Genomic DNA, 18,607 nt, shown 5'->3' on the forward strand with positions numbered 1-18,607 from the left:
CAATACCGGGATGGACCGCCACGCGTAGTCTTTTCGAACTGCTGCGTGCGGCCCTGGGCAATATACCCAAGGATCCGACCGAACTGAATGCCGACGAGTGGACCGAGCTGTACAACCTTGCAGCCAGGCAATCGCTCCTCGGCGTTGTTTTTTATGCCATAAGGCAAGCCTATCCCGATGCGGAAAGCCGCATTCCCAAGGACCTCTACCTCAAGTGGTTCTATCAGGCGGAATCCGTCCGCGCACTCAACCAGACTCATTACGAACTTTCGCAAAAGCTCACCGCGCTATTTGCCCAAAAAGGCTTCAAGTCGGTCATCATGAAGGGGCAGGCTAATTCCAGGCTCTATCCGGACAAATTTATACGTCAAACGGGAGACATCGACATCTGGCTGTCTGGCGGCCGAGAAAAGGTCCTCAAAAATCTTTTAGATATGGGGCTGCTCGAGGGTGCGATCATTGCTGAACATGCGGTCGCCATCCCCAAATCCGTTTTCGGAACCGAAGTCGAAGTCCACTTCGACTTTATACATCATGACCAGAATCCGTTTGCAAACAGACGGCTATTGCGCGAGCTCTCGCTCGAAGTTGAAAAGAGTATAATGGTAGGCGAGGGCTTTGGCGTACCCACTTTAAAGTTCGCACTGCTGATGCAGCTTTCGCATATTCGCAGGCATCTGCTCGGGCAGGGAATCGGGCTCCGCCAGATTATGGACTATGCCGTGCTCCTGAACACTTCGACAGAAGAGGACCGCATCGAAACAGCCAAATGCCTGACATCTACGGGACTTCGGCCCATGGCCGGCGCACTCATGTGGGTGCTTTCGAACTACTTCGGCATTGGCGACTACCGCTTGCTCTGCAAGCCCGACGAAAAGCGCGGCCGCAGGCTCCTCAAGGCGGCTATGAGCGACGGAAACTTTGGCAAGAAAGGGGAACGTACAAGCGACGGCGTCGTACGGTGGTGGCTGCGCAACCGGCTCCACCTGTTCAAGATGCTTCCGTTCGACTTCAAGGAAGTCTCCTGGTTCCTGTTGCGCTACTGGGCATCGTTCCTTTTCAACATGCCGCAGCGCATTACCGCATACATCAACTACAAGAAGAAATAAGAAAACCCCGCGATAACGCGGGGTTAATTGTTGCATTGTCTTTCCGTGAGAAGCCCAGATCCTTCGATGCGCTTCGCTTACTCAGGATGACACATCGTGTTGGTCCGACTACTTTTTCTCAGCCGTCTTCGGCATCTGCACGGAGATGTGGATGTCCTGCAGCTGCTGGAGGTCGACTTCGCTCGGGCACTGGTCCATCGGGCTAGAAGCGCTGGTGTTCTTCGGGAACGCGATGAAGTCACGGATGGATTCTTCACCTTCCATGGTAGCCACGACGCGGTCGAGACCGAAGGCCAAGCCACCGTGCGGAGGAGCGCCGTACTTGAAGGCGTCGACGAAGAAGCCGAACTTTTCCTTCACCTGTTCTTCGGAGAGGCCCAGCAGGCGGAACACTTTCTCCTGGACTTCCGGGTTGTGAATACGGATAGAACCGCCACCGATTTCCACACCGTTAAGAACGAGGTCGTAGGCTTCGGCGTTGCAATCCTTGAGGTTTCCACCCAGCATCATGTCCAGGTGTTCCGGGAGCGGGTTGGTGAACGGGTGGTGCATGGCCATGTAGCGGCCTTCGGTGTCGCTGTATTCGAACATCGGGAATTCGGTAATCCAAACAAATTCACGCTTCTTCGGGTCGCGGAGGCCCTTGATACGGGCGACTTCCAGGCGGAGCTGACCCATGGCGGTTGCAGCAACCTTTTCGGGGCCTGCGATGAAGAACATCATGTCGCCGCACTTGGCACCGACGGCGTCGCGCAGTTCGTTAAGTTGTTCGGTAGTAAAGAACTTGCCGACCTGGGTTTCCACTTCGTCGTTTTCCTTGACGCGCATCCACACGAGGCCCTTGGAACCGTACTTGCCCACGTAGGCGGTGAGTTCGTCGATCTGCTTGCGGGTGAAGTCCACGCAGCCCTTGGCGGCGATACCGCGAATCTTGCCACCGGCGGCAACGCAGTTCTTGAACACGCCGAATTCGGACTTGGCGCCGATTTCGGAAACGTCGTGAATCTCGAGGTCGAAGCGGAGGTCCGGTTTGTCGGAACCGTACTTGAGCATGGCTTCGTGCCACTTCATGCGGCGGATCTTCTTGGGCGGTTCAAAGTCCCAAACCTTGCCGAGCACTTCGGTCACGAACTTGTCGAACATCGCCATCACGTCGTCCTGGTCCACGAAGGACATTTCCACGTCGATCTGCGTAAATTCAGGCTGACGGTCAGCGCGGAGGTCTTCGTCGCGGAAGCACTTGGCAATCTGGAAGTAGCGGTCCATGCCGGCAATCATCAAGAGCTGCTTGTACTGCTGCGGAGACTGCGGGAGGGCGTAGAACTTGCCCGGGTTCACGCGGCTCGGCACCAGGTAGTCGCGGGCACCTTCCGGAGTGGACTTGCAGAGCACCGGAGTCTCGATGTTTTCGAAACCGTTAGCGTAGAAGAAGTCGTACACGGCCTTGAGGAAGCGGCTCTTGAGGAGGAGCTTCTTCTGGATCCACGGACGGCGGAGGTCCAGATAGCGGTACTGCAGGCGCAGGTCGTCGTTTTCCTTGCACTCTTCGTTGGGGTCGTTGATGGCCAAGGGGGAGGTGAGTGCCGCGTTCAGGATTTCGATGGAGTCAATCTTGACTTCGATTTCGCCCGTGGCGAGTTTCTCGTTGGCGTTGCCTTCTTCGCGGGCGTAGACCTTACCGGTAACGGTAATCACGTATTCGTTGCGGAGCTGTTCGGCGGTCTTCATCACGTCGGCGTTGTAGTCCGGGTTGAAGACGATCTGGGTCTTGCCATACTTGTCGCGGAGGTCCACAAAAATCACACCACCATGGTCGCGGCGGCGGTCCACCCAACCAGCGAGTGTTACGGTCTGGCCAACATCTGCCTTGCGCAGCTGGCCGCAGTTATGAGTACGTTTCATGTTAGTATCCTTGAAGATAATTTTTCGGGGCAAAATATAGTAAAAGGCAAATATCGATGGCTTTTCTCATTTCTAAAAAAATCGCCCACGCCTACAGCCATCCAGTTCACACTATACATCTAGTAAACTTTTGTTATCTGTCTTTTCAAATTTCATCATGAATTTTTGCTATTTCGTCTTTTTTTTTGAAAAATTTGCGTTTTTTTTGCGACTTTTTGCGAAAATTACTTGTATATTAGTATCAAAAAATCCGAAAAGGGGCTTTAGACCCCTAAATCTGTTATTGGAGAATAAATATGGCAGAAGACTTGCAATACCTTATGGAACGCATCCAGAAAGATGCTGTCGATAAAGCAGAAAACGAGGCGGCGGCTATCATTGCCAAGGCCAAGGAAAAGGCGGCCGATATCGTGAAGGCTGCCGAGGCCGAAGCGTCCGCCCGTCTGGAAAAGGCCGACAAGGACGCCGAAGCGTTCACGGAACGTAGCGAACGCACCCTTGAACAGTCCGCCCGCGACCTTTTGCTTTCGGTAGGCAAGAATCTCGAAAAGATGATTATGGACCTGTTGAACCTCGAGGTGGAGAAGTCCCTGGACGAATCCACCGTCAAGAGCATGCTCCTCACGGTAGCCAAGTCCTATACCTCCGACATCGAGGTGGATTTCTCCGACGCCGATGCCCGTAAGCTCAGCTCCTTTGTGATGGGCGAGTTCAAGAAGCAGCTTTCCGCCGGCGTGAAGGTCGAAAGCGACAAGGGTGTCAAGTTCGGTTTCCGCATCAAGCTCGATGGCGGCAAGGTCACCCACGAATTTACAGAAGCTGCAATGGCCGACGCTCTTTCGGCCCTGCTCCGTCCGCAACTTGCCAGAGTGGTAAACGCTGCCGCACAGGCGAAGTAACGCGGGTATTTGATGAGCAGTCCTTCTTACTTGATGGCATCTCTTCCGATGATTGAGTTCGGCGATCCGGCCCCGCTCAGTATGGAAGATTTTCGCCACCGCTGCATCGGCGTGCTGTCCGAGCCGGAACTTGCGGCTCTGGACGCGCTTTTGGATGACGGTGAATGCGAAGAGTGCGACGACGATTTCGTGCGCGCCTACAAGGCCCACGAAATCCAGATGAAGAACGTTTCGGGCAGGCTCCGTGCAAGCGCATGGGGGCCCGATATCCGTTTTACGGAAAAGTCCTTCCCGGGTTACGATGTCGCCTTTGCCAAGATGATTCAAGATGCGTTTGCCAAGTCGAATCCTATGGAAAAAGAGCAGGATATCGACAAGGCCCGTTTCTGGCTTGTGGACTCGCTTGCAGGTGTAGGCGAGGGTACCGTCAAGCATGTTTACGCTTATGCAATCAAACTGAAGATTTGTGAACGTTGGGCGCGCCTCTCCGAACAAGCGGGCGACGCTGCCGTGTTGAATGTTATTAATGCAAACGATCCTGCATACGCCCCTGCGGCGGCACAGGAATGACCGGAGGTCCATTTTCAATGGCTAGTATCGGAAAAATCATCGGCGTCAACGGTAACCTGATTCGCGTCAAGTTCGAAAGCGCCGTGTCCCAGAACGAAGTGGCGTATGCCAAGCTTACTCAGAAAAACAAGGACGGCAAGTCCGAAGTCATCCCCCTCAAGAGCGAAGTCATCCGTATCCGCGGTGACTACGCCGAACTCCAGGTGTTCGAAGACACCACGGGCTTAAAGACGGGTGACGAGGTGGAATTCACCGGCGAACTTTTGTCCGTAGAACTTGGCCCCGGCCTCTTGACCCAGGTCTTTGACGGTCTGCAGAACCCGCTCCCGAAGCTTGCCGAAGAATGCGGCTTCTTCCTGCAGCGCGGTAAGTACTTGAAGGCGCTCCCGCGTGACAAGAAGTGGGCATTTACCCCGGTCGCGAAGGCGGGCGATGTGGTGGTCGCTGGCGATACGCTGGGCACCGTGCCCGAAGGCGTGTTCACGCACCGCATCATGGTGCCGTTCCGCCTGCTGGGCAAGTGGACAGTTGAGTCTGTTTCTGCCGCTGGCGAATTCACTGTAGAAACTGTTGTTGCTAAGCTCAAGAATGCTCACGGCGAAACCCAGGACGTGACCATGGTGCAGACCTGGCCGGTGAAGATGCCGATCAAGGCCTACGAAGAACGCCTGCGCCCGAGCAAGCCTTTGACCATGCAGCAGCGCATTATCGATACGTTCTTCCCCGTGATGCAGGGCGGTACGTTCTGTACGCCGGGCCCCTTCGGTGCCGGCAAGACGGTGCTCCAGCAGCTCATGAGCCGCTACGCCGACGTGGATATCGTGATCTTGGCCGCTTGCGGTGAACGTGCAGGTGAAGTGGTGGAAACCCTCCGCGAATTCCCTGAACTGATTGACCCGCGTACCGGCAAGTCCCTCATGGAACGTACGCTGATTATTTGTAACACGTCTTCGATGCCGGTGGCTGCCCGTGAAGCTTCCGTGTACACGGGCGTGACTCTCGCCGAATACTACCGCCAGATGGGCCTGAACGTGCTTTTGCTCGCTGACTCGACTTCCCGTTGGGCTCAGGCTCTGCGTGAAATGAGCGGCCGCTTGGAAGAAATTCCGGGCGAAGAAGCCTTCCCGGCCTACCTCGAATCCGTGATTGCCGCCTTCTATGAACGCGGTGGCGTGGTTCGCCTGAAGGATGGCTCTACCGGTTCCGTGACGATTTGCGGTTCCGTGTCGCCTGCAGGTGGTAACTTCGAAGAACCGGTGACCCAGGCTACCCTGAAGGTGGTGGGCGCATTCCTCGGCCTTAGCCGTGAACGTTCCGACCAGCGCCGCTTCCCGGCAATCCACCCGCTGGATTCCTGGTCCAAGTACGAAGGCATCATCGACAGCAAGAAGGTTGCCGAAGCCCGTCACATCCTCGCAAACGGCGTGGACGTGAACAACATGATGAAGGTGGTGGGCGAAGAAGGTACTTCAATCGACGACTTCGTGATTTACCTGAAGTCCGAATACCTGGACTCCGTTTACCTGCAGCAGGACGCCTACAACGAAATCGACGCCGCCTGCTCCGCCGAACGCCAGAAGTACGTGTTCGACAAGGTTTACACCATCCTCAAGACCCCGATGAAGTTCAGCGAGAAGGACGTCGCCCGTACGTTCTTCCTCAAGCTCACTCAGTCGACGAAGGACTGGAACCGCGTCAAGTTCGATTCCCAGGAATTCAAGGACCTTGAACAAAGTATTTTTGCTTCCGTGAAGGAGGTTTCCGCTAATGCATAATGTGGCATACCATCGTATTGAACGCATCGCCGGTTCCGTGATTACGCTCCGTGCCGAAGGTGTAGCAAACCAGGAACTTGCCCAGGTGACAAGCTCGTTCGGAACATCCCTTGCCCGCGTGATCCGTATTGACGGCGACATGGTGGACTTGCAGGTGTTCGCAGGTGCCCGCGGTATTTCCACCGACTCCGAAGTGCGCTTCCTCGGTGAACCGATGAAGGTCCCGTACAGCGAAGCATTGCTTGGCCGCGTGTTCAACGGTGCCGGCAAGCCCCGCGACAACGGCCCCGAAGTGGACGGCGAACGCATTACTATCGGCGGCCCTTCCGTGAACCCCGCCAAGCGTATCATCCCGAAGACGATGGTGCGTACGGGTATCCCGATGATCGACGTGTTCAACACGCTCGTGGTTTCGCAGAAGCTCCCGATTTTCTCTATCGCCGGTGAACCTTACAATGAACTTCTGGCCCGCATTGCCTTGCAGGCCGAAGTGGACGTGATTATCCTCGGCGGCATGGGCCTGAAGCACGACGACTACCTGTACCTGAAGGACTTCCTCGAAAAGAACGGTGCTTTGAGCCGTACGGTGATGTTCATGCACACCGCCTCTGACCCGATCGTGGAATGCTTGCTTGTGCCGGATGCATCCCTTGCCGTGGCTGAAAAGTTCGCCACCGAAGGCAAGAACGTGCTCGTGCTCCTCACCGACATGACGAACTTTGCCGACGCCATGAAGGAAATCGCCATTACGATGGAACAGATTCCGTCGAACCGTGGTTATCCTGGCGACCTTTACTCTCAGCTTGCCAGCCGTTACGAAAAGGCTGTGGACTTCGAAGGTTCGGGCTCCATCACTATCCTTGCTGTTACGACCATGCCTGGTGACGACGTGACCCACCCGGTTCCGGACAACACCGGTTACATTACCGAAGGTCAGTTCTATCTGCGTAAGGGCCGTATCGAACCGTTCGGTTCTCTGTCTCGTTTGAAGCAGCAGGTGAACGGCAAGACCCGTAGCGACCACCGTACCATCATGAACACCATGATCCAGCTGTACGCAAGCTACAAGGAAACTTTGGAAAAGCAGTCCATGGGCTTCAACATGAGTAACTGGGACCAGAAGCTGCTGAAATACGGTGCCCGTTTCGAGAAGGAAATGATGGACCTCTCCGTGAACATTCCGCTGGAAAAGGCTCTGGACCTTGGCTGGGAAATCCTTGCTGACTGTTTCGCACCCGAAGAAACGGGTATTCCGACCAAGATGATCAACGAATATTGGCCCAAGAAGGGGTAATATGGCGAAGGTCAAGTTAACTAAAAACGCCCTCAAGGCGGAACGCGACGCATTGAAGCGCTTCCAGCGCTATCTGCCCACGTTGCTGTTGAAAAAGCAGCAGCTGCAGATGGAAATGCGCACGCTCCAGGAGAGGGTGATGGCTAAGCGAGAAGAGGAGGACAAGCTCCGTAAGAGCATGGCTTCCTGGATTTCGCTGTTTGCCGAACCCATCGAATGGTCAAAGTACCTGTCGGTGAAGGAAGTGCGCCAGGGCGAAGGTAACATCGCCGGCGTGAAGATTCCGACATACGACGGGGTAGATTTTAATATTTCGATTCCGGATTTCTTCACCACGCCCGTGTGGCTGGACGACGGTATCAGAAGCCTGCAGGGCCTGATTTCGCTGCGTCTGGAACGCCGCGTGCTCGAGCGTCAATACGAGCTCCTCTCCAAGGAACTGCGTACCACGAGCCAGCGCGTGAACCTGTTCGAAAAGGTGAAGATTCCCGAAGCGAAGGAAAATATCCGCGTCATCAACATCTTCCTGGGCGACCAGCAGACGTCCGGCGTTGCCCGCAGCAAGCTTGCGAAGGGTAAGGCCACCGCCCGTACCGCTGCCCAGGATGCACTCGCGAAGGAGGCCGCCGCATGATTACTCCTATGAAGAAAGTGACGGTGCTGACGGTTGCAGGTGCGGTTGAAGAGACGCTCCAGGCGCTCCGTACGCTTGAAATTTTGCACCTCACGCCCTTGCAGGCGGCAGCAGGCGCCAAGCTGAACCATGCCCGCGGCGAAGTAAACCGCGTGCAGAAGGCCTTGGAAGTGGTGCCCGAGAAGGCCCCGAAGGGTGTGACTCCCGTGAAGGATGCCGCTCCTGCCGCAAGCCTTATCGATGAAATCCAGCAACTGGTTGCCGAAAGCAAGCAGGCGGAAATCGACAAGGAACAGGCCGAAGAGGAACTCACCAAACTTTCCATGTTCAAGAACCTGGACCCCGCAACGGCAGCAGCCCTGCAGGCGAAGGGTATCTATGTCAAACTGTACCAGCTCCATGACGGTAAAGTCCCGTTCGAACTCGATGGCGAAGGTTCTATCGAGGAATTCGGCCAGGATGAAAACGGCAAATATGTAGCTGTCGTGAGCAGGGGAGATGCCCCTGTCGCCGTGAAGGGTAACTTCACCGAACTCACGATGCCACAGAAGTCGCTTGCCGAGTACCGCGAAATGGAAGCGAAAGCCAAGGAAACCCTTGCCCGCGTCGAAAAACGCCTGGGTGAACTTTCGGGCGCCCGCGAATCTATCGAGGACAAGCTCCTCGAAGTGGGTGACGACTACCGCATGGTCGAAGCCGAGGCCTCGATGGTGGGCGACAAGAACGTCGCCGCCGTGCAGGGCTTCTGCCCCGCACCGCGCGTGGGCGAACTCGAGAAGGCCGCCCGCGAGCACGGCTGGGGCCTCCTGGTGGACGACCCAGCCGACGGCGACGATATCCCGACGCTGCTGACCTACAGCAAGCTCAGCCGTCCCATGCAGTTCCTGTACGATATCATCGGCATTTCGCCGGGGTACAAGGAAGTGGACGTGTCGGCCGTGTTCCTTTGCTTCTTCAGTATCTTCTTTGCGATGATTGTGGGCGACTCGGCTTACGGCCTGTTGTTCCTCGGTCTGGCTCTCTTTGCACGCAAAAAGATGCCGAAGGCGAACCCTGCTGGTTTCCACTTTATCTACCTCATGAGCATCGCCACCATCGTGTGGGGTGTCATCAACGCAAGCTTCTTGGGACTTAGCCCAGCGCTTGCGGGGTGGACGTATTACCTGGACATCACCAACTACGGCTGGTTGCCTGAACCGCTGAAGAACGCGATGCTCTGGATCCGCACAAGCGCCCCGACTGACCCGGCGAAGTTCGAAGCCTACAAGGCCTTCGCCCAGTCGATCACGATCTTGCCCGAAAGCTTCGTGCCGAAGGCGGCGGGTGCCTCCCAGATGCAGCATATCCAGCTGTTCTGCTTCTGCATCGCCGTGGTCCACCTGAGTATCGCCCATATCTGGAACGTGTGCGTGCGCATCAAGCGCAAGGACTCCACGTTCATGGCGCAGGTGGGCTGGCTCATCGGCTGCTGGGTGATGTTCTTCCTGGCCTGCCAGATGGTGCTCGGTATCGACATGCCGAAGTTCGTCATCCCGATGTTCATCGTGGAAGCGGTACTCCTGGTGCTCTTTACCGTGCCGCCCAAGAGGCTCAAGCAGGACTTCATCAGCATCCCGATGCTCGTGCTCGACGTGGTGAACAGCTTTACCGACGTGATCAGCTATATCCGTCTGTTCGCTGTGGGCATGTCCGGTGCGGCCATCGCCGAGGCGTTCAACGACATGCTCTCGCCGCTGTTCGGCTCTGCTGTCGGTATCGCCGGTGCAGCCTTCCTGCTGCTCTTTGTGCATGGCCTGAACATCGCGCTTGCGGTCATGGGCGTCGCGGTCCACGCCGTACGTCTGAATACACTCGAATTTTCAAATGGACTTGGCCAGGAATGGAGCGGATTCGCGTTCGCGCCCTTCGCCAAGCAGAAAAATTAAACCAAGGGATGATTCCCGCTACTTAATGAGGAAAAAACAATGGAACCGAATACAATGGTTACTCTCGCTAAAATGGGTGCTGCAGCCGCTCTCGGCATTGCGGCAATGGGCTCCGCCCTTGGTTGCGGAACGGCTGGTATGTCCGCCATCACCATGTGGAAGAAGGCTTATGCCCAGGGCAAGTCGGCCCTCTTCACCTTGCTGGTGTTCGTGGGTGCCCCGATTTCCCAGACGATTTACGGCATGCTCCTGATGAACTTCATCCTGAGCAAGGCTGCTGAATCTGGCTTTACCAACTGGGGTGGCTGCCTCGGCGCCGGTATCTTCGGCGGTCTCGGCATGATGGCTTCTGCCTGGTACCAGGGCAAGTCCGCGGCCGTGGCTTGCGACGCCCTCGGTGAAACCGGCAAGGGCATGGTGAACTACCTGATGGTGCTCGGTATCGTGGAAACCGTGGCCCTGTTCGTTCTCGTGTTCTCCATGATGGTGCTTTAATCCAGCGAGGTAACACGTATGGATCAAGCTCAACTTTTAACGCTCGCGAAACTCGGCGCGGTGGCGGCCCTGGGCCTTGCCGCGGTGGGTTCTGCGCTGGGCTGCGGGACTGCCGGCATGGCGGCCATCGGGGCCTGGAAGAAGGCGTATCTCAAGGGTAAGAACGCGCTGTTTACGCTGCTCATCTTCGTGGGCGCGCCGATTGCGCAGACAATCTACGGAATGCTCCTGATGATGTACATCCTGAACAAGTCCCAGGCTGCTCCGGGCAACTGGGCTGCATACCTGGGGGTCGGCATCTTCGGTGGCATCGGCATGATGGCCTCTGCCTGGTACGTGGGCAAGTCCGCTGCGGACGCCTGCAACGCCCTCGGCGAAACCGGCAAGGGCCTGGTGAACTACCTGATGGTGCTTGGCGTCGGCGAAACCGTCGCGCTGTTCGTCATGGTGTTCTCCATGATGCTGGTGTCGTAGAGATACGCAGAGAACAATTATGAAAAAGTACCCTGTCAACGACAGGGTGCTTTTTTTTGTAGATTTTCTTTGATGAAATTCAGATTGCCGAAACTTTTTGACAGATCTACCGTGACAATTGCGGTAGCAGATTCGGGCTATACCGGCAGTGACGCAAGCTTCGCGAACATTTTTCTGCTGCGCAAAAAGTACGGCACGCAGATTGCGTTGCAAGACGGGTTCCTATTCCGCTACTATAACGGAGTTGGGAGCCGTCGCGGGTACGCATTCCCGCTAGGGGAGGGCGATGTGTCGGCGGCGCTCGCACGTATTGTCGATGATGCCCGCGAATCGGGCCGCCCGCTGGAATTCTGCCTTGTAGATGAACCGCGTGCGCAGATTTTGAGGGAATATTTTAAAGCGAAAGCAGGATCGAATAGCGCAGAACCGCCCCTGCTTTTTGCTGAAAACCGCGGCGACAGCGACTACATCTATTCTGCCGAAAGTCTTGCCACTTTGGCCGGAAACCAGTACCGCAAAAAGCGCAACCATATCTCGCGATTCAACAGGACTTACTCGGACTACGAAATTCGCCCGCTTACGCCTTCGAACTTTGCGGATGCGCTTGCGGTCGAAAAGAGCTGGCTCAACATCGAAACCTTGGGCGAATCCAGCGATACCGACTGCGAATGCACCTGCGAATGCCGCGAAGCCGCTTGGGCAGAACGCTCCGAAGATGAAAAATCTAGGCTCTCGGAATACTGCGCTATCCGCGAGGCACTCGAAAACTTTGATGCTCTCGGCATGAAAGGGGCGGTGCTCTATGTTGGTGGAGTTCCCGCCGGTATGACAATGGCTTCAGAAATTTTGCCCGGCGTCTGGGACACGCATTTTGAAAAAGTCATCGACGAATATGCGGTGAATGGCGGATATGCGATTATAAACAAATTGTTCGCCGAAAAGCTCTGGGCTACGGGAGCTCATTTAATCAACCGCGAAGAAGATATCGGCATCGAAGGCCTCCGCAAGGCGAAACTTTCATATTACCCGCAAACGATTCTCGATAAAATGCACGTTCGAGTGGGGGAGTGATGCTTTCTCGCGTCCTTTCAAGATCATCCTGTGCCGCCTGCAAGTTCTGCTGCTCCTTCCGCAGGCAGAGTCTCTGGGAAACGCCGCTGTTCCCGCCCGAAGTCGTTGAAAAACTCAGCAAGCTTAACGAATACGGCGTGGTGGGGGAGTTCCGCGACGGTCAAGTTATTCTTGGTGGATACAAAACCGCCGATCCCGAAGAAGAAGTGCCCTGCACCTTCCTCGACCCGCACAAAGGCTGCATTTTAAAGCCCGAAGATAAACCCTTTGACTGTTCCATCTGGCCGCTCCGCATCATGAATAAAGAGGGTGAACTCGTCATCGCCCTCACGCCCACCTGCCCGAGCATCGGCGCGGTTCCGAGCAAGGCCCTCGTGGATCTCGTGCAGGACGGCCTTGGTGATAAGATTTTCGAATACGCCAAGACGCACCCGGAAATCATCAAGGAATACCGGGTCGGCTTCCCGATAATTTAATCCGATTGCGTTTTCACGCCTTTAATGCGAATCAAGTGACAAGGCGATTTTCTTGCACTTGGCGATTTCCTTGGGCGTAAGGCCATTTTGCTTATGGGTTCCGCCTTTTTGAATCACGCCTGCAATCTTGAATCCGCTCCAGCAGAGGATTTCCTTGAGGGCGCGAACGGTACCCGCCGACTGCTTGAAAATGAGGTTGAATGGCCATTGGGTAGTGCATGTCGTGACAATGACAGCCTTCTTTCCTTTTAACAGTGGAATCGGGTAATCGCGTTCGCTATGGTCCATCATGCCGTAAACCCAGCGGTCGAAAAGCATTTTGAGTTGCCCCGTCATGTTGCCCCAGTAGCATGGTGAACCGACCACAAGACCGTCGCATTCTTGCACCATGCGCAGAATCCGTTTCGCATCGTCTTCCGGCATCACGCAATCGTGGGCGCTACGGCATTTCATGCAACCGATACACGGGCGAAATTCCAACTTGCAGACATCAATGATTGTTACCTCGGTGCCTTTTTTGAACAAGGTATCACCTATGACATTTAACATCTGGCTTATGTTTCCGTCTTTGCGCGGGCTTGCATTCAAAATGACCACTTTTCTCATTGTGTCTCCATCCAAAAGAAACGTTCTTCTATAAAACTTTCCCCTGTTAAACACCCCAGAATCTAGAAAATGTCACTTTTAAAAGAATTCTCGGACGAAATCCGATTCTTACGCAAAAACACCCATGTCGATGATTTTCTGCAAGGAGGCTATTGTGTCCTTGTATTTAGTGTTGTCGAAAATAAAGAACCGCGTCACACCTTCGTAGTCCTGCTTGAAAAAGTTTTTTTCGCAGATTTCCTTCAAAAGCTGATTGATGTTTATCCCTGGTTTTGCCGAAGGGCAGATGTCTAATGAACGGCGAATTTCACGAACTTTCTCCAGAAGTTCTTTGAAATGCTCGTCGAATTTAACTAGCGGAAGTATTTTATGGATATCGTAGATATGTCGCGATAGACGGCGGGACTTTTGGGTAAGAAAGTAGTCGCAGATGGCGAACACCTTGTCGATTAAAGTTCGTTCCAAGGCTTGAACATTCATCATGAACGGCACCAGTCCGTAATCGCTCAAAGATATATCTTTTGCATAGTCGGCGATGTAATTTCCGATAGGCTTCGCCATGAACGGAAACACTGCCGTGACAAGGCTTGTTTCTACCTTGACTGCGGGGACGATATGTGCGTTGGATTTGCAGAGCGGCTTATATTCAAATATGTAGTTGTTTATGTCGCGGTCGCTTTGCGTTTTGTCAAAATTAGTAATGACAAGGCCCAATTTGTCGGCGATGGGGGCGATTATGTTGTATTTAAGTTTCTTTCGCCGCGCCGCCCCGATATGCTCCGAAAAGGAAATGTCGATATCTTCCGAGAAACGGTTAATGACCTTCAATGCCTTGGAAAGCGAAGTGCCGCCCTTGAAAACGGCCTTGTCCGACGAAGCCGCAATCTCTTTAAGAATAAGGGAAACGTAGTAGTCCTTTTCGACAACTGCATCCAAGATATTTAAGGAATCACTAACATCTTGAATTATTTTTTTGAAAAGAGGTTTGTCTTCATGCAAATACATCGTAAAGCCTCAGGTCGTAGATATACTTGTATGTTTTTAGTGGGAAGTTTTCGATGTATTTATCTACGTCGGCGCGGAGAATCTTGTTGCGCAAGATATGCCTGCGGATAATGTCGGGCGCTTCTTCCTCGCAGCAGTAGTCCGTATATTCTTCAACATCTTTAAGCAAGTCTAAAAGTTGAAGGACGTTGCGGTTTTCCTTGGTGACGGCAATCTTGGCGCGACGAATGTAGTATGGAGTGTGTCCAACTTTAACCTCACGGGCGATAGCTGTTGAATTATTAGTTACGATTTCTGCCTTATACGGCACCTGCAGACAAAGCCCAAGCTGATTTGCGAAGGTGTAACCCGAATAATAGCCGTAAATTTCATCACCATTAGTGATATACTTGTACTCGGCGACCATGTTCGAGGATAAGGGGTAGTATTCGTGGTTGGGGTCCGGCAAAAAATAGACCCCCGGTTCAAATCGCGAAAGTTCGCCCGCATCGACCAGTTTCTTGAATTGCTGTCGCAGATTTCCAGCTGAAAGCCCGAGCGGTTCGGCATCTTCGGTGAAAATCGGTTTTCCCGGCCCGAATTTTGATTTCAAGAATTCCAAAAGCATTTTGCACCCTCATTAACACTTTTTAATATAAATAATAAAAAAGCGTTTGTCAATGGGTAAAAAACACCCCCGACACTTCAATGCCGGGGGCGATATTCTCAAAGTGAGCGCAACGCGCGAACGACCTCATACCTCAGAGGCGCCGTGCGCCGACCTCACACCTATTTGAACAGATTCTTCATCTTTTCAAGGAAAGATTCTTCCTGCGCGGTTTCCTTGTCGTGCCTGAGTTCCGCAAGCTTCTGGTAGAGCTCCTTCTCTTCGCGGCTCAAGTCCTTCGGGATTTCCACGCCGATGTTCACGTACAGGCTTCCACGGTCGCCGCGCTTGTTCAGCGGGTACAGGCCCTGTTCGCGCAGGCGCAAGATGCTCCCGGCCTGAGTGCCGGCCGCAATCTTGATCTGCACTTCGCTACCGTCCAGCGTCGGGATGCGCTGCGTTCCACCAAGCACCAGCTTGTGGACCGGCACCTTGATTTCGCAGTGCAAATCGTCGCCTTCGCGGGTGTAGAAGTCGTCGGGCTTTTCGGCAATGACCGCCAGCAAGTCGCCGCAGGCACCGCCGCGAGGCCCGCAGTTGCCTTCGCCACGCAGGTTCAGGTACTGGCCCTCGGCAACGCCCGCCGGAATCTTGATGGAAATCTCTTCGGTTTCCTGCACGCGGCCCTCGCCGTGGCAATGCGGGCACGGTTTCGCGATGACTTCGCCCATGCCGTTACAGGTGGGGCAAGCGCTCTCGGTAATCATCTGGAAGAATCCGCCCGTAGAACGGCGAACACGGCCCGTTCCATGGCAGGTATCGCAGGTCTTGATGTCCTGGCCGCCCTTGCCGTTACATTCCGTACACGGCGTGTAGCGTTTCAGGCGAACCTTCTTGGTGCAGCCCTCGAAGATTTCCTTGTAGCTGAGCGCCACCTTGATCTGCAAGTCGTTCCCGCGCGGAGGCCCGGCCTTGCGTGAGCTCCTGCGGCCACCGCCGCCAAAGCCACCGAATCCGCCACCGAAAATATCGCCAAAGTTCGCGAAGATATCCTCGAAACTGAATCCCTGGCCGCCGAATCCGCCGCCACCAAAACCGCCACCGGGGGCGTTGAAGCCGAACTGGTCATACTGCTTACGCTTCTCGGGGTTGCTGAGCACATCGTAGGCCTCGGCAGCTTCCTTGAACTTCTCTTCGGCTTCCTTGTCGCCCGGGTTCTTGTCCGGGTGGTACTTGATGGCAAGCTTCTTGTAGGCGTGCTTGATCTCGTCAGCACTCGCGTCCTTGCCGACGCCTAGAACTTCGTAATAATCTCTTTTTTCAGCCATAATATGCCTTCGGCATTAAAGTGGTTAGTAAACAGTGGTTAGTAAACAGTGGTTAAGCCATAAACAGGAGTTGTTCATCTACAACAAAAGGATTGCCTCAATTTTAAGGCGAATCCTTTCGTATAATTAGTGGTTTTTGTCAATGACTAAAACTAATCACTAATCACCAACCACTAACCACTTCCTCTTAGTCAACCACTTCCGCGTCGACGACTTCCGGACCGTCGCCCTTCTTGTCGTTCTTCGGCTGTTCAGAAGCGCCCGGCTGCGGACCCGGCTGGGCCTGGTTTGCACCGGCGGCCTGGGCCATGGAGCTGATCATGCCCTGGAGCTTGTCCATAGCAGCCTTGATCTCTTCCTTGGTGCCGTTGTCTTTCTTGGCCTTGATGTCGTCGATGGCAGCCTGCAGCTGGCTCTTGGTGTCGGCCGGCAGCTTGTCGCCAAATTCCTTGAGCTGACCTTCGGCCTGGTAAGCCATCTGTTCGGCCTGGTTCCTGATGTCCACCAGTTCGCGCTGTTCCTTGTCCTTGGCAGCGTTGGCTTCGGCATCCTTCACCATCTTGTTGATTTCGTCCTCGGAAAGGCCGCTGGAAGAAGTAATCTTGATGGATTGTTCCTTGCCGGTTTCCTTGTCCTTGGCAGACACGTGCACAATGCCGTTTGCGTCGATATCGAAGGTCACTTCGATCTGCGGCACGCCACGCGGCTTCTTCGGGAGGTCGGTCAAGTCGAACTTGCCGAGCGTACGGTTGTCGCGGGCAAATTCGCGTTCGCCCTGCAGCACGTGAATCGTCACGGCCGGCTGGTTGTCTTCGGCGGTAGAGAACACCTGGCTCTTCTTGGTCGGAATCGTGGTGTTTCGGTCGATGAGCTTCGTCATCACGCCACCGAGAGTCTCGATACCCAAGGAAAGCGGGGTCACGTCGAGGAGCAACACGTCCTTCACGGAGGAGTCGCCGCTAAGCACGGCACCCTGGACGGCGGCACCGATAGCCACCACTTCGTCCGGGTTCACAGTCTTGTTCGGTTCCTTGCCGAAGAACTTCTTCACGGCTTCCTGCACGGCCGGGATACGGGTAGAACCACCGACCAGGATCACCTCGTCGATTTCGCTCAGGGAGAGGCCGGAGTCGGCGATAGCCTTGCGGCAGGGTTCCATGGAGCGTTCCACCAGGTGGGCGGTCAGCTGGTCAAACTTTGCACGGCTGAGCGTGAGGTCCAAATGTTTCGGGCCCGAAGCGTCGGCAGTGATGAAGGGGAGGTTAATGTTCGTGGAAGTCGTAGCAGACAGGTCGATCTTAGCCTTTTCCGCGGCGTCCTTCAAACGCTGCAGGGCCATCTTGTCCTTCTTCAGATCGATGCCCGGATTGTCCTTCTTGAATTCGTCGTTGATCCAGTCGATAATCACTTCGTCGAAGTTGTCACCGCCGAGCATCGTATCGCCGTTGGTGGCCTTCACGCTGAACATGCCGTCGTCGATTTCCAGGATAGAGATATCGAACGTACCGCCACCGAGGTCATACACGGCGACCTTTTCGCTCTTCTTGGAGTCAAGACCGTAGGCGAGGGCGGCAGCCGTCGGTTCGTTCACGATACGCAGCACTTCGAGGCCTGCAATCTTGCCGGCGTCCTTCGTAGCCTGACGCTGGGAGTCGTTAAAGTAGGCGGGGACCGTAATCACGGCCTGCGTCACCGGCTGACCCAGGTAGTCTTCGGCAATCTTCTTCATGGTCTGGAGAACCATGGCCGAAATCTCGGGAGGTGCGAACTGCTTGTCGTCCACCTGCACGCGCACCGGGTCAGAACCCGTGCCCACCAGCTTGTAGGGCATGTTCTTTTCGGCAGCGGAGCATTCGCCAGCCGTACGGCCCATGAAACGCTTGATGGAGTAAATGGTCTTTTCGGGGTTGGTGATAGCCTGACGCTTTGCCACGTGGCCCACCAGACGTTCGCCGTTCTTGCCGAAAGCGACAATGGACGGGGTGGTGCGGAAACCTTCCGCGTTAGCGATCACGACCGGCTTGCCGCCTTCCATCACGGATACGCAGCTGTTGGTCGTACCAAGGTCAATACCGATAATCTTGCTCATAATGAGTCTCCTATTTTAAATTCTTGCCGCCCGCGAATCATTCCGAAAGGGGGCGATTTTTACGCCCATACATAAGCAAAACCCGTGCCAAATGCTAATAACTGGCAAAAAACGGCTATTTCGTTTCGTTCTGAAACAAGAAAACGGCCTGGAAAGGGCTGAAAACGCCGTGTTTCATAATGGAACAGTGCCCGGAGAGTGTCTTCCTGAGCGAAGGCGCAACGCGCCGAAGTCGATATACGAAACTAGGCAACTTGTTGCCTTAGTTGAGTTAGGTTCGAAGGAGCAGGATCTAAAAAGGGGAGGGGGAGGAATCCCCCTGGTTCGCACTCCGTTGCTCTCCACCCCCTCGCCTAAGGGGTTCCACCC

General features: G+C 54.8%; 17 protein-coding genes. 11 read left to right on the forward strand and 6 right to left on the reverse strand.

Going from position 1 to position 18,607, the window contains the following annotated elements:
- Positions 1-1,109: nucleotidyltransferase family protein (locus Q0628_RS11960; protein ID WP_298771274.1), on the forward strand; the 1,109-nt coding region annotated here is incomplete at its 5' end.
- Between the two features lie 108 nt (positions 1,110-1,217).
- Here Q0628_RS11960 and aspS read toward each other — a convergent pair.
- Positions 1,218-3,011, reverse strand: a complete 1,794-nt coding sequence (aspS, locus tag Q0628_RS11965) for an aspartate--tRNA ligase (RefSeq protein WP_298771276.1) — start codon at positions 3,009-3,011, stop codon at positions 1,218-1,220.
- A 296-nt stretch (positions 3,012-3,307) separates the two neighbouring features.
- Here aspS and Q0628_RS11970 point away from each other — a divergent pair, with 296 nt between their 5' ends.
- The 10 genes from Q0628_RS11970 (at position 3,308) to Q0628_RS12015 (ending at position 12,624) form a co-directional block, all read left to right on the forward strand.
- Positions 3,308-3,910: an ATPase gene (locus Q0628_RS11970; protein WP_088627877.1), complete on the forward strand. Its 603-nt coding sequence runs from the start codon at positions 3,308-3,310 to the stop codon at positions 3,908-3,910.
- 12 nt (positions 3,911-3,922) lie between these two features.
- Complete coding sequence (locus Q0628_RS11975) at positions 3,923-4,480, forward strand: DUF2764 family protein (RefSeq protein WP_298771278.1); 558 nt, start codon at positions 3,923-3,925, stop codon at positions 4,478-4,480.
- A 17-nt stretch (positions 4,481-4,497) separates the two neighbouring features.
- Positions 4,498-6,255: a V-type ATP synthase subunit A gene (locus Q0628_RS11980; protein ID WP_290914191.1), complete on the forward strand. Its 1,758-nt coding sequence runs from the start codon at positions 4,498-4,500 to the stop codon at positions 6,253-6,255.
- Positions 6,248-7,549, forward strand: coding sequence for a V-type ATP synthase subunit B (locus Q0628_RS11985; protein ID WP_073054011.1), 1,302 nt, complete (start codon positions 6,248-6,250; stop codon positions 7,547-7,549). The genes Q0628_RS11980 and Q0628_RS11985 overlap by 8 nt, the downstream gene beginning before the upstream one ends.
- A 1-nt stretch (position 7,550) precedes the next feature.
- The gene (locus Q0628_RS11990) at positions 7,551-8,183 is read left to right on the forward strand and encodes a V-type ATP synthase subunit D (protein ID WP_073116472.1); all 633 of its coding nucleotides are present in this window, start codon (positions 7,551-7,553) and stop codon (positions 8,181-8,183) included.
- Positions 8,180-10,108 carry an ATPase gene (locus Q0628_RS11995; RefSeq protein ID WP_298771281.1) on the forward strand — a complete coding sequence of 643 codons (1,929 nt, stop codon included), beginning with the start codon at positions 8,180-8,182 and terminating at the stop codon, positions 10,106-10,108. The genes Q0628_RS11990 and Q0628_RS11995 overlap by 4 nt, the downstream gene beginning before the upstream one ends.
- Before the next feature lie 39 nt (positions 10,109-10,147).
- Entirely contained in the window at positions 10,148-10,603 is a 456-nt protein-coding gene (locus tag Q0628_RS12000) for a V-type ATP synthase subunit K (protein ID WP_083532182.1), read from the forward strand.
- An 18-nt stretch (positions 10,604-10,621) separates the two neighbouring features.
- Positions 10,622-11,077 carry a V-type ATP synthase subunit K gene (locus tag Q0628_RS12005; protein WP_295054520.1) on the forward strand — a complete coding sequence of 152 codons (456 nt, stop codon included), beginning with the start codon at positions 10,622-10,624 and terminating at the stop codon, positions 11,075-11,077.
- A 72-nt stretch (positions 11,078-11,149) separates the two neighbouring features.
- Positions 11,150-12,148: a phosphatidylglycerol lysyltransferase domain-containing protein gene (locus Q0628_RS12010; protein ID WP_298771284.1), complete on the forward strand. Its 999-nt coding sequence runs from the start codon at positions 11,150-11,152 to the stop codon at positions 12,146-12,148.
- The gene (locus Q0628_RS12015) at positions 12,148-12,624 is read left to right on the forward strand and encodes a hypothetical protein (RefSeq protein WP_298771286.1); all 477 of its coding nucleotides are present in this window, start codon (positions 12,148-12,150) and stop codon (positions 12,622-12,624) included. The genes Q0628_RS12010 and Q0628_RS12015 overlap by 1 nt, the downstream gene beginning before the upstream one ends.
- Before the next feature lie 21 nt (positions 12,625-12,645).
- Here Q0628_RS12015 and Q0628_RS12020 read toward each other — a convergent pair whose 3' ends face one another.
- The 5 genes from Q0628_RS12020 to dnaK form a co-directional block, all read right to left on the reverse strand.
- On the reverse strand, positions 12,646-13,230 hold the full coding sequence (locus Q0628_RS12020; RefSeq protein ID WP_298771288.1) for a flavodoxin family protein: 585 nt from the start codon (positions 13,228-13,230) through the stop codon (positions 12,646-12,648).
- Positions 13,231-13,338: 108 nt separating this feature from the next.
- Positions 13,339-14,166 carry a nucleotidyl transferase AbiEii/AbiGii toxin family protein gene (locus Q0628_RS12025; RefSeq protein WP_298771290.1) on the reverse strand — a complete coding sequence of 276 codons (828 nt, stop codon included), beginning with the start codon at positions 14,164-14,166 and terminating at the stop codon, positions 13,339-13,341.
- Between the two features lie 55 nt (positions 14,167-14,221).
- On the reverse strand, positions 14,222-14,842 hold the full coding sequence (locus Q0628_RS12030) for a DUF6088 family protein (RefSeq protein WP_298771292.1): 621 nt from the start codon (positions 14,840-14,842) through the stop codon (positions 14,222-14,224).
- Positions 14,843-15,003: 161 nt separating this feature from the next.
- Positions 15,004-16,149, reverse strand: a complete 1,146-nt coding sequence (dnaJ, locus tag Q0628_RS12035) for a molecular chaperone DnaJ (protein ID WP_291025700.1) — start codon at positions 16,147-16,149, stop codon at positions 15,004-15,006.
- Positions 16,150-16,336: 187 nt separating this feature from the next.
- Positions 16,337-18,238: a molecular chaperone DnaK gene (dnaK, locus tag Q0628_RS12040; protein ID WP_073113914.1), complete on the reverse strand. Its 1,902-nt coding sequence runs from the start codon at positions 18,236-18,238 to the stop codon at positions 16,337-16,339.
- Positions 18,239-18,607: the final 369 nt, after the last annotated feature.

Origin of the sequence: uncultured Fibrobacter sp., from assembly GCF_937877005.1 — a bacterium.
GTDB lineage: Bacteria > Fibrobacterota > Fibrobacteria > Fibrobacterales > Fibrobacteraceae > Fibrobacter.